Raw genomic sequence first — 24,352 nt, 5'->3', positions numbered from 1 at the left:
ATCGTTATTTTGGCGATTTCTTAAAGGTGATGGACTTTCCCTTAGCACCTGGGCCATGCCGCCAGCGAGCGTCTTTCGCGGTGTTTGAGTCTTCATCGGCCAGCCAAAGCATATTTGGCTGCCTCGAATGCCACATCTCCCACCTTAATGCGACGAAATGCGTACGCGCAGCTTAGGTGACTATTCGTTCGATCAGTTCCGGGATGAAGGAGCATAGAACGGCTGACGCGGCAGCGTCTGCGCAAGATAATCGCGGTAGAACGCCTTGACGTGTGGAAACACGGCCTTGCCCAGCTCACGCCTCGCCTGCTCCTGTGGGTTGCGTGGCTTCGCCAGCACCTCCTCGATCTCCTTCAGAACGGCGTCGCGGTCCACATGCGCGAAGCGGCCATCCTGGTACACCACATCGCCCGCGATCATCACGGCATCGACCGCATTTGTCTTCCCACGCTGCATGAGCGCATCGAGCATCGGAACGTCGTCGTCCTGGTACGGATACGTCGCGGTCTTCCAGTTCATCAGCACTACGTCTGCCAATCTCCCGGCCTCAAGCCGCCCGATCTGCTTGCCGAACGGCGTCGTGCGGGCGCCATCTTCAGTCGCCATCTTCAGGATCTGCGGGCAGGTCGGCACATCGTCGTCCATGCCAGGCGTGCGATGCACACGCAGTGCAAGACGCATCTCCTGCAGCATGTCGCGGTCTTCGTTGATCCCGGCTTCGTCGAGTCCCATACCGACCGTCACGCCGTATTTCGCAAACGCATTCAGCGGTGCGACACCGCTGCGCAAGCGCAGATTCGAACTGCAATTGTGGCAAATACATGTGCCCGTATGCGCGACCATTTCGATGTCTTCTTCCGTCAGCCACACGCCGTGGCCGAGCGTCAGCGAGGGCCCGAGCAGACCGAGATCGTTCAGGTGCGCAACGGCGGTCTTGCCGGTCCGGCGCCGCGCATACTCCTTCTGGTACGCGGTCTCCAGCAGATGCATGTGCATCGGGACGCCATGCTTGCCGGCATGTTCCTTGATCGCGAGCAGGGCCTCATCGCCACACCAGTGCAGGTTCGCCGGCGCGAGCTGGATCTTCGTGAGCGACTGCCCTTCGTTGCCCTTCGTCAGCATGTCAAACAACTGGAGGTGCTCGGCCAACGGAATCTGCTGCGCCTTCAGGTGGGCCGCGAGTTTCGGCCCGATGTCCGCGGGCAGGCGTTTCACGAAGTCGTCATTGGCCTCATAAACAAGCAGGTTCTGCTCGCGCACAGCGAAGCTGTAGGACGCACGCATGCCGATGTCGCGGTAGGCCTGCAGCACCCGCGAGGCCGCCCCATGAACAGCCGACAACGGCCCCGGACGCCAGCCGTGAATGTGCTGAACCGTGGTGATGCCGGACGCGATCATCTCGAATGCCGAATAGAGCGTGTCGAGATACAGGTCGATCTCACGCGCGCCCATGCGGCTGGCGAACCAGAGTTCAAGCGCATGATCAGGCGAGCCGAGTTGCAGCGGCGTCAAGCCGACATGATGGTGACTATTCACAAAACCCGGCATTAGTACGGTATCCGGCGAGCCGAGGCGCGGCGCGTCAGGATACTTCGCCAGCATTTCCTGCGCATCGCCAATCTCGACGATCACACCGTCGCGTTGATACAGCGCGCCGTCGCGGATAACGTCGGCGCTGTGCCGATCGGCCGCGCCCTTCACAACCCAGCCAGCGACAATCAGTGTTTCGGACATGGTTTCCTACCTGATAGGAGAAGGAGTTCAGAACGATGGGGTGCCGTACAGATCCACTCGACGATGCTTGAAATACGCGAGCTTTGCGCGCGTCGCCGCGATGTCTTCGTGCTCGAGCGTCGCCGTTACGAGGCCCGCACCGTCGGCGCCGCTGCGCCTGGCGAGCACGGTGCCGTCGGCGGCGATCACACAGGATTCGCCGTAGTTGTCGATTCGTACGCCATCGAGGAATTCGTCGCCGCTCTTGTTCGCGCACACGACGGCTAAGCCATTCTCGCGCGCATGCGTGCGCAGCTCGCCGATGAAGAAATCCATGTCGTCGCCACCGCTGCCCGCGACGGGTACGATCACGAGGTCCGCACCGGCTGCCCGCAATGCACGCCAGCACTCGGGAAAACGCCGGTCGTAGCAAACGAGCACGCCAACGCGCCAGACGCCGACCTGCACGACATGGAGTGCGTCGCCGGGCGTGAAATGCGCGGCTTCGTTAAATCCGGGAGGCGGATCGTCGCCAACGGGCAGATGCAGCTTGCGCGCCACGGGCCCCGCACGCAGCGGCTTACCCTCCGCGTCAAAGCCAAGCACGGCGTTGTGATAGAGGCCAGTGGCCGGATCAAATTCGTAGACCGGCACGAACAGTGCTGCGCCACATTGCTTTGCGAGCGCGGCGCAGCGAGCCCCAAGCGGCCCGCTGGCCGATTCCGCCCACGCGCAATATCGTCCGGCGGGAGCACTCGCGAAATACGGCACCATCGAGAGTTCAGGCAATGCGATGAGCTGCGCCCCGGCAGCAGCCGCGGCGCGCACGGCGTCGAATGCAACGGCCTCGTTCGAGGCGAGATCGCTGGTGCATGGCGGTAACTGCAGTGCTGTCACGGTCAACCTGCTCGATGCACTCATCGGACGCGCTCCTGCTCCGCGAACGCACGGTCGACTTCGTCGCGCATCAGGTCGGTCAGGTGATCGGTCAGATCGTGGAACGCCTTGTTGCGGGTATCGCGCGGACGCGGCAGGTCAACCGGAATGATGGTCTTGATGCGTCCAGGACGTGCGGTGAACACCACGATGCGATCCGCAAGCGAGACTGCTTCGTCGATATCGTGCGTGACGAATACCATCGAAACATTGCTTTGCTGCCAGACCTGAGTCAGGAATTCCTGCATCTTCGAGCGGGTCTGGACATCGAGCGCGGCGAACGGCTCGTCGAGCAGCAGGACCTCGGGCTTCAGCGCGAGCGCCCGCCCGACCGCGACGCGCTGGCGCATGCCGCCGGAAAGCTGGTCAGGACGCTTATCGATGGCTTCCGACAAACCGACGCGCTCGAGAATCTCCTGGGCCACCCGGCGCCGGGCTTCTTTCGGCATGTGCTGCATCTTCAGGCCGAAGGTGACGTTCTCGCCGACGCTCAACCACGGAAACAGCGACGTGTCCTGGAACACGAGCCCGCGATCGGTACCGGGCGCGGTCACTTCGGCGCCACCGCACACGATGCGCCCTTCGGAAACCTGCTCAAGACCTGCCATCAGATACAGCAGCGTGCTCTTGCCGCAACCGCTTGGGCCGAGGAACACCACGAACTCGCGGCGCGCAATGTCGAGGTCGATGTCGCGCAACGCGACGAACGGCGCGCCATCCGTCTGCCAGGTCTTCCCTACCCCCGTGCAGGTGGCGAGTGGCGGCTGCATAACCGGTTGTTCAGTCAGGCTCATTTCATTCCTCCCAGGCCGTTATCCGGAACCCAGAACAGCACCTTGCGCTGGATCAGCCGCAATGCGACATCGAAAGCGAAACCGGTGACACCGATCAGAGTCATCGTGAAGAACGAGAGACTCGAGTTGAACGTATTGCGCGCGAGCATCACGACTTGCCCGAGGCCGCTGCCGACTCCCGTCGCTTCCGCCACCAGCACGACCATCCATGCGCCGAACAGGTTCATCCGCAGCACCATGAAAAGCGATGGCAGGATCGCGGGCAGGATCACATGACGGAACGTCTGAGCGCGCGTGGCGCCCATCACGGCGGCAACATGCAGATGGGTACGGCTTACGTTGTCGATCTGACTGATCGTGGAGACCGTCATCACAAAGAACAGCGAGATAAACACCATAAACACGGCCGGCGCATTACCGATCCCGAACAGAAAGATCGCGACCGGCAGCCATGCGATCGGTGAAATCGGCGCAAGCAGCGTGATGGTCGGCAAGGTCAGGTTGCCGAGCAGCCGGAAGTAGCGGATCGCCACGCCCATCGCCACGCTGCATACGAAGCCGAGCACAAGGCCACTCATGACCCGCAACGTCGTCGCCACGACGGTCATCACGAGCGACCTCAGCGCGGTCGTGCTGGAGGTCTCGCCGATCACATCGGTCGGGACGAAATATTGCGCCTGCGAGGCGAAGTTGCGCAGGAAAATGTGCGGCGGCGGCAACAGCAGCGGATCGGCCCACCCTGCGGCCCAGGCGAGCTCCCACACGGAGATGAAGCAGGCCAGCGAGGCGATACCCCAGCCGAGCGGCACGAGCCGCCTGGCGAGACCGCGGCGCGGCTTGCCGGCGATGCCCGGTGTCGTCGCCGCGCCGCGTTGCGCCAGGTAGGCGCTCAGGTTGGCCTTCATGCGGATTTCAACTGGAGTTGGCCGTAGAGCGCAGCGTTTTCGCTGATCACCTCGTTGAGCGGCCCCCAGTCGAAGATGTCTGCGCCCGGCAAGCGCTTGATATAACGCAGGTCCTTCAGGTTCTGGGCGCGATGCAGGATGAAATCCTGGTTGCGACGCTGGTCGATCATCGCCGGCTGCTTGGCGGCGGCATCCAGCGTGGCGTCATAGCTCGTCTTGAAGTACTTGCCAACTGTGTCCTTGACGGCCGACGCCCGGTCTTGCTCTTCCTGGTGCTGCGCGACCATCATCGCCTTGATCAACGCCTTGACCGCGTCGCGATTCTCGTGAAGAAGCTTGCTGCGCACCGCCAGCACACAGTCCGTGTAGTTCGCGCCATACACATCGACGCCGTTCGAAAGCTGCACCGCGCCCGGCCGCGCCTTCAATGCCTGCGTAGCGTATGGCTCGATGTGGCACATCGCGTCGACGTTCCCTCCGATGAACGCCTGCGCCAGTTCCGGCGAGGTGCCGAAATAGCGCACCTTGACGTCGGCGAAGCTCATGCTGGCTTTCTTCAAGTAATCGAGAGGCAGCATTTCGAGCGTATCGGCCTGGAATGTACCGATGGTCTTGCCGCGCAATTGCGCCGCCGACGTGATACCTGGCTGCGCGACGATCACGCAACCCTGCACGCCCGATCCTGCCACGATCTTGATCGGTGCCCCTGCGTCGTAGAGTGTCATGAAGTTTGTGTACGGCACCACCGACACGTCCACTACCCCCGCGCCGAACAATGCCGCGATGTCCGCGTTGGACGGGGTGACCACGAAGTCGAGCGTCACGCCTTGCGCGAGATTGCGCTCCTTGACCAGAAAAAACGGGCAATTGCACAGGCCCGTACCATGCGTCGCCTTGAGTGTCAGCGGACCCGCTGCCATTGCCTGCGGAAGATAAGCGCCGCCGAGCGCCGCCCCCCCCGCCATGCAGGCGCTGCGCACCAGAAAGTCACGTCGTGCGCTGCCAACCTCGGTCAGTTGAAGTCGGTCCTGATCCTGCTGAACGAATTTCTTGAACATCGAAGGTTCCTTATTGAGGTTGAACAACGGATGAGGGCGAGCACGTTTCTGCGAGCGTTTGTGCCAGCAAGTCGAAGCTGAAGATGTCTTCGAGCGCGGCAGTGACATGCATTCGCCCCAGCGCTTCGAGCGATGCAGCGCGCGCGAGGATGCAGCGGCTAAGCGGGCGAATATCAATGACCGGGGGTTGCGCGTCGACGCCTGCCAGCAGTTCGTCGAGCGTGAATTCGGGGTAACGGTGCGCACTTGCGCGCAGTGCTTCGCGCGGATTGTTCCTGATCGCTTGCTGTGCATCGAGCATCGCGCGAAGGGTGGCGGCGACGATCTCGGGATGCGCGTCGAGAAAGCTTTTACGGACGACGAGCAGCGTGTCGGGATACTCGCCTCCCCACGCATGCAAGCCATCACACAGAACGTCATATCCCTGAAGCCGAAGTCGCGAGATCCACGGTTCGATCAAGGTCAATGCGGCAATCCGGCCATCGAAGAAATCGGCGAGGGCGTCGCCAAGCGACTGGTACAGCACACGCTCTGTCTGCCGGGGTTCGATCCCATGGGCCTCCAGGGCATCGTGCAGCAGGACTTCCATCGGATCGTCGGCGAAGGTGCCGACGCACTGGCCACGCAGATCATTCATTGACAGGCCCGGCTGCCCCATCAGCGCCATGCCGAGCTTGCCGCTGCCGCCTACGATACGCAGCGGATCCGGCCGTGCATGATCCACGAGCGCCTGCGTGAAACCCGTCGTGCCAAGCTCGGCCTCGCCGCTCCTTAGCAAGGCAGCGGTGGAGCTGAACTCAGCCAGGTGCGGCGCTTCGACCTGTAGGCCATGCCGCTCGAACAGACCGGTATCGACCGCAACGAACAACGCAAGATTCGAAAGGGCGCTGCCGTGCGCCAGGAGCAGTTTTCGCATCGAAGACGTGGTGAGAATGGGAAGGATTTCTCGGCCCGGACCGGTGTGCCCGACACGAGTGCGCAAAGGAAATTTAGCGAAGACTGTGCCAGCGAGCATCGCTTCCACGGCATATTCGATGCATCGCTTTGTTTACAAGGATCAGCAGATATTGTTTTTTATTTCTCGCAGTTTTTGTATGCAATCTAACTCACACTTGAATTCGATATGACGCACCAAGACGTTCCATTGGATGAAAGTTCATGCACTGTTTTCTAACATTCGGCACCTCGGAGTCGCGCTCATTTGTGGTTCTTTACTGTGCGTGATTAGCGGATTACGAGTGCAGCGTGCGTGCGTCCTGGTGATAAAAAGACAATCAGATAGCTAAATTGTGTGCAATTCAGTGATAATTTGCAGTGCAATAAGTGGTCACGCTACCCAGCGCGTTTGCACCTTGTCGTGATTCAGTTCAAAAACCAGGACCCTTTTATGCCGACTGATAAGAAGCGGTCAAAGATCGCTGAAAGCGAGGTAGCGGGCTCGTTCGACGGCGCGCATCGCAACGTGATTTACGAGCGCCTGATGAATGCGATTTCGGAGCATCGGCTGCAACCCGGGACGAAGCTCGCCGAAGACCGGCTCTCCAGCATTTTTAGTGTCAGCCGGACCACCGTGCGGGCCGTGCTGCAACAACTGTCGCATGAGCTCGTCGTCACCATCGTGCCGAACCGCGGCGCGTTTGTCGCGAGCCCGACGGTGGAAGAAGCACGCGAGCTGTTTGAGGCGCGGCGTCAGATCGAATTGCCGATTATTGAAAAGGTGTGCCGTTGCGCGACGAAGAAAGATCTCGCACGACTGCGAGCGCACGTCGCACAAGAGAATGAGGCGCGCAAGCGCGATGACCGGCGTACCGCCGTGCGGCTCTCAGGGGAATTTCACGTGATGCTTGCGCAGGTGTCGGGCAACCGTTTCATCGAACGCACGATGCGCGGCCTGCAGATGCTCACATGCCTGACCATCCTGCTTTACAACGCGCCGACAGCCCAGGCGTGTCCGCACGACGAACATTCGCGTCTGATCGATGCCCTCGAAGCGGGCAATGTGAAGCTGGCGCAAAAACTGATGGTCGAGCATCTGGAACATATCGAAGCGACGCTCCGGCTGCATGAGCCTGCGGAAGAAGACGACAATCTGGAGGCGATCCTTTTCGATCGCTAAGCAGTGATCGTGTCGAGTACCCGGCGCAGGAAGCGGTCGCATTCCGCGAGTTGTGATAACTCGACGGACTCGTCAGCCTTGTGTGCATCGTCAATGCTGCCAGGCCCGCAGATGACAGTCGGAATGCCCGCCTGTGCGAACAGCCCCGCCTCGGTGCCGTAAGTGACCTTGCGGGTCTCGAAGTCGTTGCAAAGGGTCCGCACGAGTCGCGTGACGGCAGCCTGTTCCGCGCTGTCGAGCGCCAGGGTCGTGCCGATTTTTTCAAACGAAATCGACGCTGCGTCTGCCACAGCGCGCATCTCCGGCTCGAGTTCGTCGCGGGCGTAACGGACGATCTCTTCGAAAAAGTGTTCCGGATCGTCCGTCGGCAGGTTGCGATATTCGAAGAGGAACTCACACCAATCCGGGATTGTGTTAATCGCAATGCCGCCTGAGATCATGCCGGTTTGCGCCGTCGCAAAGGGAACATCAAAGGCGCGGTCGAACGGGCCGTTGCGGCGTAGCAAGTCGGCGGCATCGCGAATGCGGCAGATCAACCGCGCCGCGTATTCGATTGCATTGACGCCGCTAGGCGTGCGCGACGAATGCGCGGCGATGCCATTCACGCAGCATCGGTAAGCATTATTGCCTTTGTGCGCGACGACCGGCCGCATGCCAGTAGGCTCGCCGACGATGCACCCGGACGGGCGGATGCCCCGTTTCGCGAGTTCCGCCAACAGTAAGGGGGCGCCGAGACAGCCGACTTCCTCGTCGAAAGAAAATGCGAGATGCAGCGGTTCACGCAGCAGACGCCGCGGGAGGTCGGGCAGCAACCCGAGCGTTACGGCGATGAACCCCTTCATGTCGCACGAACCTCGACCGTAGAGCCGATCGTCGCGGACGAAGGGGTCGAAGGGGTCACTCGACCAGCGCTGACCGGTAACCGGCACAACATCGGTATGCCCCGACAGCACAACCCCGCCATCTGTCTCGCCGTGCATGGCCGGCAACGTGGCGAACAAATTCGCCTTTTGCCGGTACCGGTCATAGACGAGCAGCGCTTTGACGTCATGGGCTCGAAGGAGATCCCGGATTGTTTCGATCAGGCCAAGATTCGAGCGGCTACTTGTTGTGTCGTGCCGAATGAGCTCTTCAGCGAGCGCGAGATAAGCCGTGCGTTCGCTGGCGTCGGCTGCTGGTTTCTCAGGCATGCACTGTGACATCCGCCCCTCCTTGTAAGACTGGCCGATTTTAGTCAGAAGAGATTCTTAGCCGAACACGGTTTTATGTGACCGCCCTGGCGGCGTGAGCATGCCGGCCAGTCCGCCTACAGTCCGAGCGCCGCGAGCCAGCGGAATCCCTTGTTGCGGGTTTGTTGCTCATGCCGTGACCGATGCAACGCTACCGGCCGCTCACAAGGCAGAAAGCGCCCGCGCCCCGCGGCGTTGGCGACGAACCCGGTGGCACGCTCCCACACCACGTCGCCGCGCGAAATCGTGATGCCCGGCCACGCGCGAACATTGCGTCCTTCGTACGGCGTGTAATCGACGTTGTGATGCAAATCGGCGTTGCGGATCGGCTGCGGATCGAAGGTGTCCCAGACCACCAAATCGGCGTCCGCGCCGATCGCAATCGTGCCCTTGCGCGGATATAGTCCATATAACTTCGCCGGCCCCGTCGAAGTCATCTCGACGAACTGGTTCACATCGATCCTGCCACCCAGTACGCCTTCCGAAAACAGCAGCGCGAGCCGTGTCTCCAGGCCGGGAATGCCGTTCGGCACCTTGTCGAACGATGCGTTTTCACCATGCACTTTCTTCCCGTCGGGACCATCGAAGCGGAACGGCGCGTGATCGGACGAAAACACGCTGAACACACCGTGATCGAGCGCGCGCCACACGGAATCCTGATTGGCGGCGTCGCGTGGCGGCGGGCTGCAAATGCACTTCGCCCCTTCGAAGCCGTCGAGATCGAGATCGTCCTCCGTCAGGAAAAGATATTGCGGGCAGGTCTCCGCGTAGATCGGCGCGCCACGCCACTGAGCCTGCTGGATCTGCTCGATCGCCTCGCGACCCGACACATGCACGATCAACACGGGTGTATCCAACAGTTCGGATAACGATATAGCTCGATGCGTCGCCTCCCGTTCAACGACCGGCAACCGCGACAGCGCGTGATACTGCGGCGCCGTGAATCCCCGTTCCAGCATCCGCTCGGTTAGCCATGCGATACAGTCGGCGTTCTCCGCGTGGATCATCGTCATCGCCTTCTCGCGCCGCGCAACGGCCAGCAGATCGAGAATCTGCCGGTCGTCGAGCTTGAGCGCGTCGTACGTCATGTAGATCTTGAACGACGTGTAGCCGCGCGCGATCAGCGCTGGCAGTTCGTGTTCGAGCACATGCGGCGTGGGATCGGTGACGATCAGATGGAATGCGTAATCGATCAACGCACGCCCTTCCGCTCGCCGATGGTAATCATCGACAGCGTCCTGCAACGTGCCGCCGCGCTGCTGGCACGCAAACGGAATCACCGTCGTCGTGCCACCGCAAGCCGCCGAGCGAGTGCCGCTTTCGAAGTCGTCGGCCATCACGGAGTCATCGCCGGTCGGCTGGTCGAGGTGGCAATGAGCATCGATACCACCCGGCAAAACCCAACGCCCCGCTGCATCGATCTCGCGCGCGCCGCCCGCGAGTCGCACACCGAGCGCAACGATCACGCCATTGGAGACGCCGATGTCAGCTTGATAAACATCCGCGCCCGTCGCAATACGCGCATTGCGCACGACCAGGTCGAAGGCTGGTCCGCCGCCGTTCATGCGACCTCCCGGAACAGCCGTCCCCAGCTGCGCACCCGCGACGGGTCCGCACCCGCCAGCCGCAGCGCTTTCCAGACCACCGTCGCAATGGTGTCGTAGACGGGAATGCCAAGCTCCTGCTCCAGTTCCCCGACCAGCGGCGCGCCCCGCAGGTTGGTGCAGAAGATCGTGATCGCATCGGGCTTTGCCTCGGCGACCTCACGAGCCATGCGACGTATCTCGTCGGCACCAACTTCGGAAAACGAAAAATTATCCTGCTTGCCCAGATGCCGTTCCGAGACGCATTCGAAACCGCTGGCTGCGTAGTTCGCGATGATCCGGCTCTGCACGTCGTCGAGATACGGCGTGACCAGACCAAATCGGCGCACACCGGTCATCGTGAAGATTTCGTTCAGCGCGAGCACGGAGGTGCAAGCCGCGATGCCGGTGCGAGCAGTGATACGCTCGCACAAACGCTCGTCGGCATCGAAGCCGAGCCAACCGGACGACGTACCGTTCCAGCCGATCACGTCGAGCTTCGCGTGCGACAGCAATTCGGCCGCGGCGAGGATTTCGCTATCGCCGAATTGGGAGAGCGCCTGCTGCGACAGCGCGATCTCCGTCACGCGAAAGCGACCGAAATGCGCGCTCGCCTCGGGCAGGTCGTCGAGCATTGCAGCGGTAACGGGTTCGAGCGTCGTGTTCGACGACGGCGTGAGCATGCCAAGCAAGATGCGTTGAGTCATGTTGTGAGATTCAAATAGTAAGTAAACGCGCAAAGGCGATGTCAGGCCGCTTGCCGCGCGAGCCGGTTGGCAGTTGTAGCCTCCTCGCGGATCAGCGCGAGCACATGGCGTTTGAGATCGTTGAAGCGCGGCGACGTGATGTCGCGCGGACGCAGCAGGTCGACGGGAATCAGCTCTCGAATGCGACCGGGCCGATGTGTCATCACAGCCACTTGCGTGCCGAGCAGCAACGCCTCGTCGACGCTATGCGTGACGAACACGATCGTCGAGCGCGACTTCTGCCAGATCGTCACGAGTTCTTCCTGTATCTCCGATTTTGTCTGCGCGTCGAGCGCGGCGAACGGCTCGTCCATCAGGATCACGCCGGGATCGAGCAGCAGCGCCCGCGCGATGCCCACACGCTGACTCATCCCGCCAGACAGTTCCGCCGGATAGTGATCCTCGAACCCCGTCAGTCCGACGAGATCGATATACGGCTGCGCCAACGCGCGCCGTTCCTTCTTCGAGCGCCCTTGCAGCTTGTGGTAGAACGCGACGTTCTCCCACACCGGCAGCCACGGCATCAACGTGGCCTGCTGGAACACCATGCCGCGATCGGAGCCGGGTGCATCGACTGCACGCCCACCAATGCGCACCGTGCCGCTGGTCGGTTTCTCGAAGCCAGCAATCATGTTGAGCAACGTCGATTTGCCGCAGCCGGACGGCCCGAGCAGACACAGCAGTTCCTGCTTTTCCAGGCTGAGTGAAACGTGGTCGAGCGTCACGAGACTGGTGCCGCGTTTCGCGTCGGTGAATACCTTGGTGATGTCGTCAAATTCGACGTAGGACATGATGGTTTCCTCGGGCGAACTGCGTTCAGTGACGGCCGGCGTTTGCACCGCGGCGCTGCCAGTGCAGGACGACGGCCATCAGGCGTTTCATCGCGAGATCGGACAGATAACCCAGCAAGCCGATGCTCACCATTGCCGCGATGACCAGGTCGTATCGCAGGAAGTAATACGAATCCCATAGCACGTAGCCAAGGCCGCTCTTCACCGCGACCATTTCCGCGGTGACGGTCAGCATCCATGCAGAGCCGATCGCAATGCGCAAACCGGCGAAGATACTCGGCAGCGCCGCGGGGAAAATGATGAAGCGCAGCAGTTGCAACTGCGTCGAACCCATCATCGCTGCGGCGCGGATCAGATTGCGGTCCGCGGCCTTTACGCCGTGGATGGTGTTCATCAGGATCGGAAAAAACGCGCCGAGGAACACGAGGAAAATTGCCGGTTTGTTGGCGATGCCGAACCAGATGATTGCGAGCGGAATCCACGAAACAGGCGGGATCGGCCGCAGCATCTGCAGCGTCGGTTCGACCGCCTGCTCGACCCATCGCCACCAGCCGATCGCGACACCCAGCAGGATCCCGGACACCGCGGCTATCGCGTAACCAGACAGCACACGCGCGAGGCTCGCCGCTGCATCGAAGAACCAGCGGCCGCTGTCGGACTGCGACGAGCCATCGATAGCGAACAGCCAGTCTGCCCAGGTGCCAACGACCCGCGACGGTGCGGGCAAGAGCGATGCGGGAATGATGCCTGAGCGCGCGAACGCTTCCCAGAACACGGCGAGCGCGACGGGTACAAAAAACTTGATGAAACTCGCGCGCGCCTGCGCGCCGGACTTCGCGAGAGTGAGAGTGAAAGCCATGCGGGAACTCCTGTTGGCGGGCGCCAAACCGATCACATCGTCAGCCGCTGATTACCCATGCCGCTCAGTACCCGAGTGCAGTCTTCGGCTTGCCGGTCGCTTCGCTCAGGAACGTGTAGTTCATATTTTTATCGATGGCGGGTGTGACATCGGTCGACACGTAGTGAAGATCCCTCATCATCTTTGCAATAGCGATGGTCTGCGTGCGGTACATCCGATAGTCGGGGTACGCATTCTTCAACGATTCGACAGCGACCGTCTTGTCGAGCGCGGTGTATTTGTTGATCGAATCGAGCCAGCCGGTTTTATCGGTTTGCAGGCTGTCGACCATCTTCACAACCGCGGCTACAGTCGCCTTCACTGCTTCCGGGTGGTCCTTGATCACGTCGGAACGCGTGACGATCAGGTTGCTGAGCTTGCCGGCCGCCTGGTCATACGGGAAGTTGAACAGTTTGCCCGCGCCTGACAGCCGTATCTGCGACGCGAACGGCTCGACCGAGCAGACCAGATCGATCTCGCCGCGCTGCAATGCGCTGACATGATCGGCCGGATTCGGAATGTTGATGAACTGCACATCCTTGTTCGGATCGATGCCATGCATCTGCAATTCTCCACGCATATGCAGGTCCTGCGCATTGCCGCGCGAAGCCGCAATCTTCAGTGGCGAGCCCTTCTCCTTCGCGGCATCGACAAGCTTTTTCAATCCCACCCAGTCGTCCTGCTTCAGGTTAAGACTATTGCGCACGAGGATTTCCGAGCCGCCGTTCACCTGGCCGGATACAGCCACCACATCGAGCCCGCGATCGAGCGCGGTGACGAAGTGCAGATAGGTAACCTGCGCAATATCGACGCTGTGCGACACCAGCGCCGTCAGCACGTCGTTGCCGGAGGTAAAGTTAATTGCCTCGATTTTTACGTCTTGCGTGAACTGAGGGACAAGCGCCATCGACAGACACTGCGCGCACTTCGCGAAGCCGAGTTTCACCTCCGGTTTCGCGCCACTGTCCTGGGCATGAACCGGCGACGTGAGAGCGAGCCCGGCGAACGCGGCGGCGAGCAATGCGTGACGAAACATTGGTATTTCTCCTCGAAGAACAGGCGCAAGATGGCGCGACAATTCGGGAGAGCAACATTTATGCCAACAAATATTGAAACGATTGTATGCAAATTATAGATGTTATGTATTCGCTTTACCGGCACGGTTAAGCGGCGACTAAAGTCGTTCGAACCCGCGATCACGAGTGACCACACCTACTTTCAATGCCCACCGGGGGGCTACGCATGACGTCCCGCGGTGGTGCGGCCGCATCCTTTTCGCCGGCGACGCGCACCTCTTTGGCCCATTGCGCACATTTATCGCTCGCTCCAGGCGTCGCGAATTTATGTACACAAAGTATTGGGTGATTGTTCTATCATTGATCCAACTTTCATCTGCGAGAATCACATTGAACCGTGCCAACCCCACGCCCGCCACCAAGGACACCGAATCCAGGACACCTTATTCGAACGAGGAGATCTACGGGCGCATCCAGAAGGCGGTACTCGAGCATCGTCTCGCGCCGGGCACAAAGCTGATAGAAGAAAGGCTTGCGGAGGTGTCGGGCGTGAGCCGCACCAAGATCCGGGAGGTGCTCAACAAACTCGCGCATGAGGGGCTGGTTACGCTGGTGCCAAATCGTGGCGCGTTCATTGCCAGTCCGAGCGTCGAACAGGCGCGCGACGTATTCGTCACGCGCCGCATGATCGAGCCGGAAATGGCGCGGCTCCTGAGCCAAAGCGCGACGCCCCCGCAAGTGCGTGCGTTGCGCAAGCACGTCAAGCTGGAAAGCGATGCACGCAAGCGCGATGACAGGCCGGCGATCATCCGCTTGTCGGGTGAATTTCACGTGCTGATTGCCGATATGGTCGGCAACGAAATCCTGCTGCGCATGATGCGCGAACTCGCACCACTCACGTGCCTCGTCATCACGCTCTACGACAAGCCGAACGCGCCAGCCTGTCCGCACCACGAGCACAGCGACCTGATCGACGCGATCGCGGCACACGACGGCGCACGTGCCGCGGAATGCATGCTCGAGCATCTGCAACACATCGAGGCGACACTGAACTTCGAGGTGGTGAAGGAAGCTTCACCGGATATCGAGGCGATCTTTTCGTGACCTGCTTCGGGAAGCTTTCGACAAGAGCAACGAACCGAGGGACCTGGAACCGCGCCATCCGCTTCTCGCACCAAGCGACAAACTGTGCGTAGTCAAACGCAACCGACTCACCCTTCAGTTTGAGGAATATCGTCAGGTCTTCGTCCGAAAACTCATTGACCACTCCGATGAGCGCGCATTCTTCAACATCGGGATGAGAGTTAACGACGTTCTCGACCTCCCATGCCGAGACGTTCTCGCCTCGTCGTCGCAAGCTATCCTTTTTACGACCGAGAAAGAAGAAATAACCATCCTCGTCCTCGCGCCCTAGGTCACCGGTGTAGAGCCAGCCTTCCCGAATTGTCTCGGCGGTCTTTTCCTCGTTCCGAAAGTACCCGATGGTTAGCGTTCCCGGCTCACGCTCGGAAACCCGTATCTCGCCAATTTGGCCACGCTCAAGCCGGCGGCCACTTTCGTCGACTATTTCAACATCAAAATAGTCGACAGCCTTGCCGATAGAGCCAAGTTTGCCATCGACGTTAATCACGCTGAAGCTTGACGTTTCCGTCATCCCATATCCTTCCCTGACCGGCACTCCGAATCGCTCCTGGAACTCAGTCCAGACTTCTGCACGATACATCCGGTCCGTCATCTGGACACCCTTCGCCGGCCCTGTAGTACCAGATGTATAAAGAATTGCGCGTTGGTCTGAGTCGCCAGCGACATACGATGGCTCTTCAACGTCACTATGCGCAGCGAGCGTTTCGAATACCCTGGAGTCCATTGACCAGTCCGGACATCCTCCCCGCCATACCGCCTGAAGCTCAAGCGCCGCCGTCAGAATCGGCTCAAGGACCGCCGCGAACACGCCATCCGCGACAATAAGCTTCGGCGCCGAGTGGCTCAGGACGTGTTCGAGACCCGCTCCCTTGAGGTGCGTATTCACTGGCACCTGAACTGCACCCAGTTTTGCGAGGGCAAAGACAGTCACGGCATGGTCGATATGGTGGGCGAGCACCACTGCCACACGGTCGCCGGCCGCGACACCGCTAACGGCCAACACCGAGGCGACGGCGCGAACCGGCATCAGATCAACGAACTGGTCCGTTCGGTGTATATGGCCTACTTCCTTCAGCGCATGGGCTTTGGTGATATGCCGTTCGAGTGTTACGAACATGCAGAGGCGGCGTTCGAGAACGCCCTCGCCGTCGCAGCGAAAAGCGCCCGGTGGATGATCAACGAGCAGGACGCACCCGTGATCGAACGCTTGCTTGCGCTGCATGACCAGCAACTGAGTGAAGCACCGATGCACCGAGTGGTGGAGGCTGAAAAACAACTACGTCAATTCCTCGCCGGCACAGGCGTATCGCCGCTGGTCCGCCCGAAATCGGATTAACGGGTCTCCATTCCAGTGACCGCGTTCACTTTTTAGCCATGCCGCGCACCCAAACGTGTCAGCTCTCGCGCCCACCTCTCGCTGAAGACGCGTCCCAAGCGCGGGGCGCTGGTGCGTTACGGCGATCGAATTGCGGAGGTGCTGGGTGAGGCACGGGGCGAGCTCGTCATGATCCGCTCGCTGCACGCCGATGGGGTCGAGCGACGCAGCGCGGTGAAGTGGAAAAATCTGAGGTTGCTCGACGATCAATTGTTCTAGTGTGAGCCCGCAGGTATCAAGCCGAGCTCATTGCCACCGCCTGCGACCCGCGCAGGCGGACACCGCGTTCAACGCCCTACTGGTTCACTGCGTCCTTGAACGCCTTGCCGGCGGTGAACTTGACGGTCGTCGACGCCGCAATTTGAAGCGCCTCGCCGGTCTTCGGATTGCGACCCGTACGGGCCGCACGCGCGCCCGTGCTGAAAGATCCAAACCCGATGAGTTGAACTGGGTCGCCCTTGACCACTGCGTTCGTCACGGTCGCCAAAAATGCGTCGATCGTTTCTGCTGCGGCGGATTTCGCGATACCCACTTCGCTTGCCACTGCATCGATGAGGTCCTGTTTGTTCATGGTCGCGTTCTCCAATTTAAGCGAAAGACAGCCTACTACCTGTCGGAGCCGGAGAATACCGCACCGGACAGACCTCGTTGGGTTTATCAACCAAAGCTGACCTCGAAGGGCCACAACTCCATGTGGCGCGGCCCGTTCTACAACGCTCGACTGCTGGCGCCGAGCGCGTCATCGTTAGCTGCATCGATGGCCACCCCGCTCTTCCGGAAAATCCGGTCGGCAACTGTGACGCCTCTGAACACTTCAGCTGCCTACGGTCAAGCCAAGGCACCATTCAGGACGTAGTAATTAATACGCTTTACATCCTATCTAGTACAAACGCCGTATGCAGCGGGCGTTTCACCGTTCGGCATCTGAAAAGCCTCTATTAGAGCGTGTCGAGCCCGAAAGGGTTTCGCGGCAGCGTGAAACATTCTTGCGCTTGTAGGTGCCATTCCATGCTGGTTATGACTTTTGGGCGTTCCTAATTCGATCTTGATTGTTTCACGGCCGTGACACGTTGCGAAACTCTCTCGCACGCAGTCCGGCCGGGGTGATCGAGCGAAAGTCGGTCAGCCAACCGCCTCGGCACCCGGACTGGACGAGCGGTTCAGCAAACCTCAATGAGCCCCGTCGAAAACAGCGACCGTTGGCGAGCGGCTGGAGAGCTTGTTGATCCCCGGCCGGCGTCGATCTACTGGACATTACTCCCATAATGTTCAGTCGTTTTATGCCGAATCCATTTTGGTTTAGGTTAGATTTATTTAAGGGTTCACCGTCATCTAAGGAGTGTCTCTATGGGACCCTCCCCAGAAAGCTAGACGACGGGGGCGCGCCTGTGGGTGAGCACGACACGATCCTCCGACATCTCCTCAACCATTTGCAGGACGGCACGTCCGACTCTCATTCGCTCTCTCTCAGTCTCCCATCCGCGCAGCGATCGCCCTCACCTGCTCCGAGCGCGGCGGGTGCCTTAAAACCAAGAGTGCACCTACCGAATCATGCCTATTTAGCTATGCGCCCTCAGTTTAAAGGCGATATTGTATTTGACCGTTAGTTGCATTATATTGAAATGCACATCAAGCTCGCCCTTCAAGGCTAGAGAGATAACCCGGACTTCGGACCCGTCCTTCGTAGCGTGCTCGATGCAGTACGGTTGACCCATGTAATGATTCCAGGCCTTCAAATTCGGGCTCGCGCACAACGGCGAACAGCGACGCACCTGCATCGCTTCGCTGGTAAGTACCGATTCGTCTTCAACACGACTTGACTATGCCATCAGTGGCCAGATCATCGTCTGTGTGCCAATGACGAAGCGCGCGACAGCATGGCGCAAGTAGTTCGATGTGCCGTGGTCGGAGGATACCCAGGCCACTCCTCACAAAGTGCCTGAAGGACTTGGATGACGCGCTCAGCAACTTCCTTCCAAATCCACTGAGTTCCTGCGTTTTAAGAGGAGGGCTCTGATAGCTTCCGTTATCCAGATCCCAACTAATTCGAACTCGATAAGGCTGACATCCATGTTTTCATACCCAAGATTAGCCGGCGGCGGCGCTAGAAAAGCCAGGATGTGGAGGGTGACCTGGTCAATGTCACCGTTTCGAGTATGGATGATGGGTAGTTCCTGTGGATTCAGATACTCGGTGAGCTGGATGTGTCGCCACCGGGTGGAGGCGAGATCGGAATCGACATCCCACGCTTTGCCACGTTCCGTGATGGCACCTGCCTCGATTCTCGCTATCAGCGGCGCATGGTATGCAAGACGAGGTTCGTCAACAACTGGAACGGGGTTAAAGCTGACGTCCGGCCGCTTGGCAGCCGCATCGCGAACCCTCGCCTCGACCACCTATACAAAGCCACGACCGGAAGGACAACGCAGTGGTGTGTATTGAAAACCTGAGCATGCGCAATGTGAATCAGTGTGCGGCCGGCAGCGTTCGTGCGCCGAGAAGAAATGTTCGGATCAAGTCCGGCCTGAACCGATCGACTCTGAACCAAGGCTACTTCGGATTACGCCGCCAACTCGATTACAAGATCACCTAGAGCGACGCACCTGATTGGCGTACAACCGCACAACACAAGCTGAATGTGTTCGTACCCTGGCGGTCTGGTGGAGGAAACTCAGACGACGGAGGCCGGTAGCGAGTACAGGCGACGCTCTGCCGCCACGAAACGACTCAAGCTAGAGGTGCTCGAGCACCATGGGAATCCTCTTCCTTGCCAGCGGGGAGGAGGCCGAGTTCTCTCTGTCATTGCACGCGTCGTAGCTGTCGGCAAGGAGCCTTTGGTTGCCTTTCCGAATCATCGCATTTTCTCTTGTTAGTACGAGCTGCTCTCTCATGGATAGCGTAGCAGTGGTATTGAAGGCAGACATAGCTATGTTTTTGTGTCCGTGCGTGCGCCCTGGGTTTGAGGAGATCACCCGCAGGCAGGCTTGGAATTAATCTCAGTGTGAGCCGGCCGAGCCCACTGCTACCCTCTCATTCAGACTGGGTAATGCCGCGATTGGACCCGCCTGAACGATTGCTACTCACGTGCGTGTCTAGACTCTAGACACTGCGATCAGAGCTGACGTGGCTGCCTAACCTCGTCATCGTCGCTAATTCGTGTCTAGAGTCTAGACACGCGGAATAGGAGCAAAAAAAAGCCCGCACATAGCGGGCTTTGTTGTGGTGAGCGCTTCTCAGGTCGTTTTAGGCTGAGCGTGGAACATCTGACTGATAAGCTCCCTAATCTGCGTCTCCTGCGCGTCGGTGAGCACGCCCGATTTGATTTTTACCGTGATACCGCTGACGTCCTTGGTAATGGAACCCGCGTGTTCTTTGCCTGAAAAGAACTTGTCGATGCTCCGCTCGCTCGCTGAATTGGCTGTTGTCGCTTGGCGCGTTGCCAACGCCTTAATGGCCGCCGCGATCTTCCCCTGGTCCATGTCGCCCTTCGCAACGAGGGGCCACAATTCCACCGCGGCCTTTAATCCGCTCTCCCCATGCTTCTTAATCGCCGTAACAATCGCTTGAGCTGCGGTCCCACCCAGTAGCCGCGGCTGGACGTCCAAATCCTTCCTGATAAAGTCCGGCAAATTCTCAAAGGAAAGAAACTGGTAAAGCCCACTGCGGGACATACCCAGTGCCTCGGCCATCCGTTTCCGATCCGGAAACTCCCTCTCCGTTCGCCTCAAAGATGTGGCGATTTCGTAGTCGGACAAATCATCACGGCTGACATTCTCCACTAGAGCCAACACCGCCATGTCCGCATCGGAACAATCCACAACAACCGCTTTTATCTCGTCCTTCTCAATCAATTTGTGCGCGCGCCACCTACGTTCGCCCGCCACAATCTGATAGATGTCCTCAAATCGGCGGACCACGATAGGCTGCATGAGCCCCACTTCACGGATCGACTCGGCCAGTTCCGACAGTTTCGCCTCATTGAACACCCGTCGCGGCTGCCAAGGGTTTGCCACCACAGACGACACAGCCAATTGCGAGGCGGCACCGGTCGACTCCAACTCCTGCACACGAAGCTGTGCGACTGCCAATGCACCCGCGAGACCAGGCGCTGTCTGCGTTCGAGCGCTACGCTTAACCTCATCTCCGTTGATAGACGACGTTGCCCGTATGCCGGCCGTCTTAGCCAACAATTGTTCACGCATGTTGCTCATTGTGCGCTCCTCCATTTTTCCGCATAGATTTCATCTACCCAACGACAGTAATCGACAAGCGGCTGCTTAACCCGTTGCAACGACTTAGATGCGCTATGGGTACTGCTGACGTCGAATACGGTTGAGAATGCCAGCGCGCCCGTACTCATTACTGAACTGGCGGGTACTTCAATCGAATGCAACCAACTCTCGTAGGCGCTCTGTGCCCATGCACGCACGATGGGTGCTGACGAGGTGCGCCCATAATCGACCCTCGAAAGTAGCAGCGAAATAAAGTCGTATTTCTTGTCCGTCTCATACTTCATGAAGCTCTTGGACACATCAGAAAATAGTCGCCAGAACGACAGTGAACTGATGAAGTCGAGATTCTCCGGGACCATTGGCATAACCATCGCATCTGCTGCAAGCAACGCATTCAGGTTGAGGTATGACAGAGAAGGTGACGTGTCCATCAGAATGTAGTCGTACCGCTTGCGCAGCGGCTCCAGGCCTTGTCGCAGCACCGTCCAGAACCGGAATCCGGGCCTCATCTTCTGCATCGCGGGCAAGTGAAACTCTGCCCCAATCAATTCGGTATGAGCAGGGATCACATCAAGTCCATCCCAGTACGTCGGCTGAACTCTAGCCTCCAATCCGCCCTCGATGTCCTGGTCGTAAATGTAAGGCAGAATGGTGTCGTCCGGAGTTACATCTTTTTCCGCGTAAAGACCACAAAGCTCGGAAAGCGAGGCTTGCGGATCGAGGTCGATAACTAACACCTTGCGCCCGCGCAACGTCAATCCTTGTGCCAGGCACATAGTTGTGGTCGTCTTTGCTGATCCGCCCTTCAACTGGGCCGTAATGATGATTTTCCCTTCAGGTTCGCGTGTCCCGGTAACAAGCGGAGTCTGATAGATGTCAGAGACCTTTTGGACCCACACGCGCGCTTCCTCCAACGTGAAGGTCCGGGTTCGGCCCGTACCCGCTGCAGTGCCCGAAGGCAACTCTCCATCACTCTTCGTGGCAAGGTATTGAACCTGAGAGTGAGCGATATTGCACATCTCGGCAATCTCCCCTGTTTTAAAGACAGGAGCAGCCTTTCTCGGCCGAGGAGCTAGAATCGTGTCACGTAGTTCATCTGTGAAAATCGAGACCTTTTCAGCGAACTGGCTAATCTGCTCAAGGTGAACAGTTCGGTCCACAGCAGGAAGTTGGCTTGTTTTCACCATTCTGAGGTTTTTCCATAAATTCTAATTAACCTCAGAATACAGGAACAACTTGGAAATTGCGCTATAAATCGCTGTTTACTATAGAGATATCCCGCGAAAATCGCTGTCGACGTCTCAATTACGTCTTGTAGAGTGTGTTCTACAGCGTGTAAGGCTAGTCACCTCGCATGTGGAACCATCGCAGTTCGTTAGCGTCACCCTCAATCGCACGTTGTTAGCCCGACCTTTCACCCGCTGGTCAGACTTTCAAGGTGAGGTCGATTGTGCTGTTACTACCCCTCTGTCATTTAATTTCATTCAAATGCACAACGGACCTCACCTTCAATCGACGTTCTCTCCACATTCAAATGCGTTTCCCACGCACGAATGGAACAAAGTTGATGCTATGCACAATCAACCTCACCGTGAATCGCGCGTCAGACATAACGTCACCCATCTGTTTTCCGCTTTCAGCACAATTAACCTCACCATCATCTGGCGTTAACACGTACGTCTCCTGACTACTTGTTGGTTTGTTTTTTTAAAGAATTAACCAACCGACAAACCAACAGAGAGCGCGACTTCCTTTTTATTTCAACGACTTAACTTCACGAAAGTGAGGTTTGTTGTGTCAAAGGTGAGGTTTGATGTGCACGAAGGTGAGCTTGATTGTGTGGCGAAGGTGAGGCTGATTCCACACAAAGGTGAGGTTTAATGTGTCGAAAAAAAATGCCCTTGGGAAGGTGAGGTTCGTTGTGCAGCGAGTGAAACGTGCCGCTACCGGCTTCACGGGATAAGGCGTTGGGCTCGGAAGTGCGCCCACGGTGGTGAGGTTTATTGTGCTCAGGTGAGGTTCATTGTGCATACCCAGCAGGTTTCGGCTGGAAACAGGCGCGTGCAGCTCGCCGATGGTGAGGTTGTATGTGTTGACAGCTCACCCACGCATGCTACATTCCCAGCAACGAAAATGAAGAACTGGTGAGCTTATGGCGGAGGAGAATTCCGGAGAGGGCAAGGCGAGGGCGACATCTCGACAGCTGGCGCTCGCGCTGTTCGAGGACCTGTTCGACCTAGGCACACCCATCAGCGAAGCCACCCGCGAAATCGGCTATCAGCGAAACAACTTCTTCACCCAAATCGTCAACATGGGGCTGCCGGCACGGCGATTTCTTGACGCTGCATACTTCATCGTTGCACAGGAGCAGGAAGCGCGAGACCAGTACGATGTCGAACTGAACTACTTCAAGTGGTTGATGCGTTACGACAGCCGCAATCTCAAGCATCTGCGCACAATCGCTGAAGAAGCGCAGGACGCGAAAATCCAGGTGACGGATACGCCGCTCGATCGCGACCCCAACGAAGACGACCTATGGGTCTCAGTCCAACTGATGGGGATGGTGGGGTTCCACAGAGGGCGCATCCGCTTTGACGTGCATTCGCGGTTAGTTCCGCACATCCGTGACCCCAAAAAATCCCACTGGCTGAGCCTGCGCATTTCGACGGCCTTTACGCGCAGTCTGGCACGTGCGATTTATGACCAGATCCTGCCGAGTGTTCCCGATGGTCGCACGGAATGGATACCGCTTGAAGACATGAGAAATTGGCCCGGGAAAATGGGTGCAAACGCGGCCATTTTTAAATACTTCAAACGCGACTGGCTTGAGCCGGCAGTACGTGAAATCAACGAAGTATCGGACATCGAGCTGACGTACGAAACCAGAACTGAGTCGAGCACATCGAAAAGAATCGATCGCATACGATTCCTGCTCAAGCGTAAGGACACCGCCGACGCTGCCTTGGCAAGCTTGGCCGACGCTAGTCATCTGTACAAGATTCTCAAGGATGAATTCAATTTGTCCACCAAACAGTTCACCGACATATCTGAGAACCGTGAGGTCTGGACCGATGCGCGCATCCAGCAAGCTGTCGAATACACTCGCTTCAAGATTGATCGCGGACAGGTGAAAAGGAGCCCGGCCGGCTACTTGATGAGAGCCCTGCGCGATAACTGGAAAATGTCTGAAGCTGAACGGACGATGATCAACGTTCAGGCAAAGCTGCTTACTGACGAAACCGACGCTCAGGTTGCAAAAATTGAAACCCAGAGTTCGGTCGCACGCACCATAGCGTCGCGCGAAGAAGAGGTCCGCGCACGCATGAATGAAGAGTCGCGCAAAGGACGTGAACACTTCAACTCCGCTGACGTGAAAACCCGTAAAGACCTGGTGCGCTCATGGGTAACGTCGAGCCAAGGCAAACTCATGCTCCGACGTATGAAGCTCGAGGCCTCAACTGTAACCGAGGAGGACATCCTCGCGAATGCGGACCTCGTTTGGTACTTGGGACAATTTGTATTCGGGCGCATAACTTCGTCCCGAACATCGGTGTGATGTGCCCTAACGTGTTGAGGTTTGCTAACTGTGCCAACAGCATCCATTAGTTATACTGGCGAAAACCTGCAGAATCCCTCAAAAATAAGGCAACCGGCGGACGATCGCGGCCGCTAGACTAGCTTCAGCAACATCTGCACGGCATGGATGTTCGTTATCTTCATAGCCGACTTCTGCAGGCCTTATTCCATTTCTAATTCAATAGTGTAATAATAAGCACACCTTCCATGTAGAGGTGCGCGCGATGGTTCGTCAAGCGAC

The 24,352-nt window shown here is 58.6% G+C and carries 21 protein-coding genes and 1 pseudogene; 5 read left to right on the top strand and 17 right to left on the bottom strand.

Features of this window, described 5'->3' with window-relative positions:
• Window positions 1-192: 192 nt before the first annotated feature.
• The 6 genes from AWB69_RS37860 to AWB69_RS37835 are packed head-to-tail and all read right to left on the bottom strand — an operon-like array spanning window position 193 to window position 6,322.
• The gene (locus AWB69_RS37860; RefSeq protein WP_062091899.1) at window positions 193-1,734 is read right to left on the bottom strand and encodes an amidohydrolase family protein; all 1,542 of its coding nucleotides are present in this window, start codon (window positions 1,732-1,734) and stop codon (window positions 193-195) included.
• Window positions 1,735-1,761: 27 nt separating this feature from the next.
• Window positions 1,762-2,634 carry a carbon-nitrogen hydrolase family protein gene (locus AWB69_RS37855; protein WP_062091898.1) on the bottom strand — a complete coding sequence of 291 codons (873 nt, stop codon included), beginning with the start codon at window positions 2,632-2,634 and terminating at the stop codon, window positions 1,762-1,764.
• Window positions 2,631-3,443: an ABC transporter ATP-binding protein gene (locus AWB69_RS37850; protein WP_197500407.1), complete on the bottom strand. Its 813-nt coding sequence runs from the start codon at window positions 3,441-3,443 to the stop codon at window positions 2,631-2,633. Before AWB69_RS37850 ends, AWB69_RS37855 begins: the two co-directional genes overlap by 4 nt.
• On the bottom strand, window positions 3,440-4,348 hold the full coding sequence (locus AWB69_RS37845) for an ABC transporter permease (RefSeq protein ID WP_156529116.1): 909 nt from the start codon (window positions 4,346-4,348) through the stop codon (window positions 3,440-3,442). Before AWB69_RS37845 ends, AWB69_RS37850 begins: the two co-directional genes overlap by 4 nt.
• The gene (locus AWB69_RS37840) at window positions 4,345-5,406 is read right to left on the bottom strand and encodes an ABC transporter substrate-binding protein (RefSeq protein ID WP_062091897.1); all 1,062 of its coding nucleotides are present in this window, start codon (window positions 5,404-5,406) and stop codon (window positions 4,345-4,347) included. The genes AWB69_RS37845 and AWB69_RS37840 overlap by 4 nt, the downstream gene beginning before the upstream one ends.
• Window positions 5,407-5,416: 10 nt before the next feature.
• Window positions 5,417-6,322, bottom strand: coding sequence for an ABC transporter substrate-binding protein (locus AWB69_RS37835; protein ID WP_197500406.1), 906 nt, complete (start codon window positions 6,320-6,322; stop codon window positions 5,417-5,419).
• Window positions 6,323-6,793: 471 nt separating this feature from the next.
• Between AWB69_RS37835 and AWB69_RS37830 the strand changes: the two genes are divergently transcribed.
• Window positions 6,794-7,522: a GntR family transcriptional regulator gene (locus AWB69_RS37830; RefSeq protein ID WP_062091895.1), complete on the top strand. Its 729-nt coding sequence runs from the start codon at window positions 6,794-6,796 to the stop codon at window positions 7,520-7,522.
• On the opposite strand, the gene argE is transcribed toward AWB69_RS37830, so the two are convergent.
• The 6 genes from argE to AWB69_RS37800 all read right to left on the bottom strand — a co-directional run bounded on the left by argE (window position 7,519) and on the right by AWB69_RS37800 (window position 13,805).
• Window positions 7,519-8,724 carry an acetylornithine deacetylase gene (gene argE / locus AWB69_RS37825; protein ID WP_156529115.1) on the bottom strand — a complete coding sequence of 402 codons (1,206 nt, stop codon included), beginning with the start codon at window positions 8,722-8,724 and terminating at the stop codon, window positions 7,519-7,521. The two genes, AWB69_RS37830 and argE, sit on opposite strands and share 4 nt — an antisense overlap.
• A gap of 104 nt (window positions 8,725-8,828) precedes the next feature.
• The gene (gene hydA / locus AWB69_RS37820) at window positions 8,829-10,316 is read right to left on the bottom strand and encodes a dihydropyrimidinase (protein ID WP_062091894.1); all 1,488 of its coding nucleotides are present in this window, start codon (window positions 10,314-10,316) and stop codon (window positions 8,829-8,831) included.
• On the bottom strand, window positions 10,313-11,041 hold the full coding sequence (locus tag AWB69_RS37815; protein WP_062091893.1) for a maleate cis-trans isomerase family protein: 729 nt from the start codon (window positions 11,039-11,041) through the stop codon (window positions 10,313-10,315). Before AWB69_RS37815 ends, hydA begins: the two co-directional genes overlap by 4 nt.
• Window positions 11,042-11,082: 41 nt before the next feature.
• Window positions 11,083-11,871: an ABC transporter ATP-binding protein gene (locus AWB69_RS37810; protein ID WP_062091914.1), complete on the bottom strand. Its 789-nt coding sequence runs from the start codon at window positions 11,869-11,871 to the stop codon at window positions 11,083-11,085.
• Window positions 11,872-11,896: 25 nt separating this feature from the next.
• On the bottom strand, window positions 11,897-12,730 hold the full coding sequence (locus tag AWB69_RS37805) for an ABC transporter permease (protein WP_062091892.1): 834 nt from the start codon (window positions 12,728-12,730) through the stop codon (window positions 11,897-11,899).
• 64 nt (window positions 12,731-12,794) lie between these two features.
• Entirely contained in the window at window positions 12,795-13,805 is a 1,011-nt protein-coding gene (locus tag AWB69_RS37800) for an ABC transporter substrate-binding protein (protein WP_062091891.1), read from the bottom strand.
• A 370-nt stretch (window positions 13,806-14,175) separates the two neighbouring features.
• Here AWB69_RS37800 and AWB69_RS49905 point away from each other — a divergent pair, with 370 nt between their 5' ends.
• Complete coding sequence (locus tag AWB69_RS49905; RefSeq protein WP_062091913.1) at window positions 14,176-14,889, top strand: GntR family transcriptional regulator; 714 nt, start codon at window positions 14,176-14,178, stop codon at window positions 14,887-14,889.
• Between the two features lie 13 nt (window positions 14,890-14,902).
• Here the strand turns inward: AWB69_RS49905 and AWB69_RS50970 are convergent.
• Window positions 14,903-15,955 (bottom strand): annotated as a pseudogene (locus AWB69_RS50970) (AMP-binding protein); the annotation flags it as partial.
• On the opposite strand from AWB69_RS50970, the gene AWB69_RS49900 reads away from it, so the two are divergent.
• Window positions 15,863-16,264 (top strand): hypothetical protein, encoded by a 402-nt coding sequence (locus AWB69_RS49900; RefSeq protein ID WP_407923075.1) that lies wholly within the window; start codon window positions 15,863-15,865, stop codon window positions 16,262-16,264. The pseudogene AWB69_RS50970 and the gene AWB69_RS49900 overlap by 93 nt on opposite strands.
• A gap of 111 nt (window positions 16,265-16,375) precedes the next feature.
• On the top strand, window positions 16,376-16,522 hold the full coding sequence (locus AWB69_RS48910; RefSeq protein WP_197500403.1) for a hypothetical protein: 147 nt from the start codon (window positions 16,376-16,378) through the stop codon (window positions 16,520-16,522).
• A 76-nt stretch (window positions 16,523-16,598) separates the two neighbouring features.
• On the opposite strand, the gene AWB69_RS37785 is transcribed toward AWB69_RS48910, so the two are convergent.
• From AWB69_RS37785 to AWB69_RS37765, 4 genes are all read right to left on the bottom strand, one after another.
• On the bottom strand, window positions 16,599-16,874 hold the full coding sequence (locus AWB69_RS37785) for an HU family DNA-binding protein (RefSeq protein WP_062091889.1): 276 nt from the start codon (window positions 16,872-16,874) through the stop codon (window positions 16,599-16,601).
• A 1,390-nt stretch (window positions 16,875-18,264) separates the two neighbouring features.
• Entirely contained in the window at window positions 18,265-18,699 is a 435-nt protein-coding gene (locus tag AWB69_RS37780; RefSeq protein ID WP_062091888.1) for a hypothetical protein, read from the bottom strand.
• A gap of 837 nt (window positions 18,700-19,536) precedes the next feature.
• On the bottom strand, window positions 19,537-20,514 hold the full coding sequence (locus tag AWB69_RS37770; protein WP_062091886.1) for a ParB/RepB/Spo0J family partition protein: 978 nt from the start codon (window positions 20,512-20,514) through the stop codon (window positions 19,537-19,539).
• Entirely contained in the window at window positions 20,511-21,722 is a 1,212-nt protein-coding gene (locus AWB69_RS37765; RefSeq protein ID WP_062091885.1) for a ParA family protein, read from the bottom strand. The genes AWB69_RS37770 and AWB69_RS37765 overlap by 4 nt, the downstream gene beginning before the upstream one ends.
• 965 nt (window positions 21,723-22,687) lie before the next feature.
• On the opposite strand from AWB69_RS37765, the gene AWB69_RS37760 reads away from it, so the two are divergent.
• On the top strand, window positions 22,688-24,091 hold the full coding sequence (locus AWB69_RS37760) for a replication initiation protein (protein ID WP_062091884.1): 1,404 nt from the start codon (window positions 22,688-22,690) through the stop codon (window positions 24,089-24,091).
• Window positions 24,092-24,352 lie beyond the last annotated feature (261 nt).

Source organism: Caballeronia udeis, from assembly GCF_001544555.2.
Taxonomy (GTDB): Bacteria; Pseudomonadota; Gammaproteobacteria; order Burkholderiales; family Burkholderiaceae; genus Caballeronia; species Caballeronia udeis.
This window is presented reverse-complemented; position numbering and strand designations above follow the sequence as displayed.

What these genes read in the sequence shown, in the direction of transcription:
- AWB69_RS37860 (WP_062091899.1), bottom strand. Translation starts at nt 1,734, where the DNA reads ATGTCCGAAACACTGATTGTCGCTGGCTGGGTTGTGAAGGGCGCGGCC.
- AWB69_RS37855 (WP_062091898.1), bottom strand. Translation starts at nt 2,634, where the DNA reads ATGAGTGCATCGAGCAGGTTGACCGTGACAGCACTGCAGTTACCGCCA.
- AWB69_RS37850 (WP_197500407.1), bottom strand. Translation starts at nt 3,443, where the DNA reads ATGAGCCTGACTGAACAACCGGTTATGCAGCCGCCACTCGCCACCTGC.
- AWB69_RS37845 (WP_156529116.1), bottom strand. Translation starts at nt 4,348, where the DNA reads ATGAAGGCCAACCTGAGCGCCTACCTGGCGCAACGCGGCGCGGCGACG.
- AWB69_RS37840 (WP_062091897.1), bottom strand. Translation starts at nt 5,406, where the DNA reads ATGTTCAAGAAATTCGTTCAGCAGGATCAGGACCGACTTCAACTGACC.
- AWB69_RS37835 (WP_197500406.1), bottom strand. Translation starts at nt 6,322, where the DNA reads ATGCGAAAACTGCTCCTGGCGCACGGCAGCGCCCTTTCGAATCTTGCG.
- AWB69_RS37830 (WP_062091895.1), top strand. Translation starts at nt 6,794, where the DNA reads ATGCCGACTGATAAGAAGCGGTCAAAGATCGCTGAAAGCGAGGTAGCG.
- argE (WP_156529115.1), bottom strand. Translation starts at nt 8,724, where the DNA reads ATGTCACAGTGCATGCCTGAGAAACCAGCAGCCGACGCCAGCGAACGC.
- hydA (WP_062091894.1), bottom strand. Translation starts at nt 10,316, where the DNA reads ATGAACGGCGGCGGACCAGCCTTCGACCTGGTCGTGCGCAATGCGCGT.
- AWB69_RS37815 (WP_062091893.1), bottom strand. Translation starts at nt 11,041, where the DNA reads ATGACTCAACGCATCTTGCTTGGCATGCTCACGCCGTCGTCGAACACG.
- AWB69_RS37810 (WP_062091914.1), bottom strand. Translation starts at nt 11,871, where the DNA reads ATGTCCTACGTCGAATTTGACGACATCACCAAGGTATTCACCGACGCG.
- AWB69_RS37805 (WP_062091892.1), bottom strand. Translation starts at nt 12,730, where the DNA reads ATGGCTTTCACTCTCACTCTCGCGAAGTCCGGCGCGCAGGCGCGCGCG.
- AWB69_RS37800 (WP_062091891.1), bottom strand. Translation starts at nt 13,805, where the DNA reads ATGTTTCGTCACGCATTGCTCGCCGCCGCGTTCGCCGGGCTCGCTCTC.
- AWB69_RS49900 (WP_407923075.1), top strand. Translation starts at nt 15,863, where the DNA reads ATGGTCGATATGGTGGGCGAGCACCACTGCCACACGGTCGCCGGCCGC.
- AWB69_RS37785 (WP_062091889.1), bottom strand. Translation starts at nt 16,874, where the DNA reads ATGAACAAACAGGACCTCATCGATGCAGTGGCAAGCGAAGTGGGTATC.
- AWB69_RS37770 (WP_062091886.1), bottom strand. Translation starts at nt 20,514, where the DNA reads ATGAGCAACATGCGTGAACAATTGTTGGCTAAGACGGCCGGCATACGG.
- AWB69_RS37765 (WP_062091885.1), bottom strand. Translation starts at nt 21,722, where the DNA reads ATGGTGAAAACAAGCCAACTTCCTGCTGTGGACCGAACTGTTCACCTT.
- AWB69_RS37760 (WP_062091884.1), top strand. Translation starts at nt 22,688, where the DNA reads ATGGCGGAGGAGAATTCCGGAGAGGGCAAGGCGAGGGCGACATCTCGA.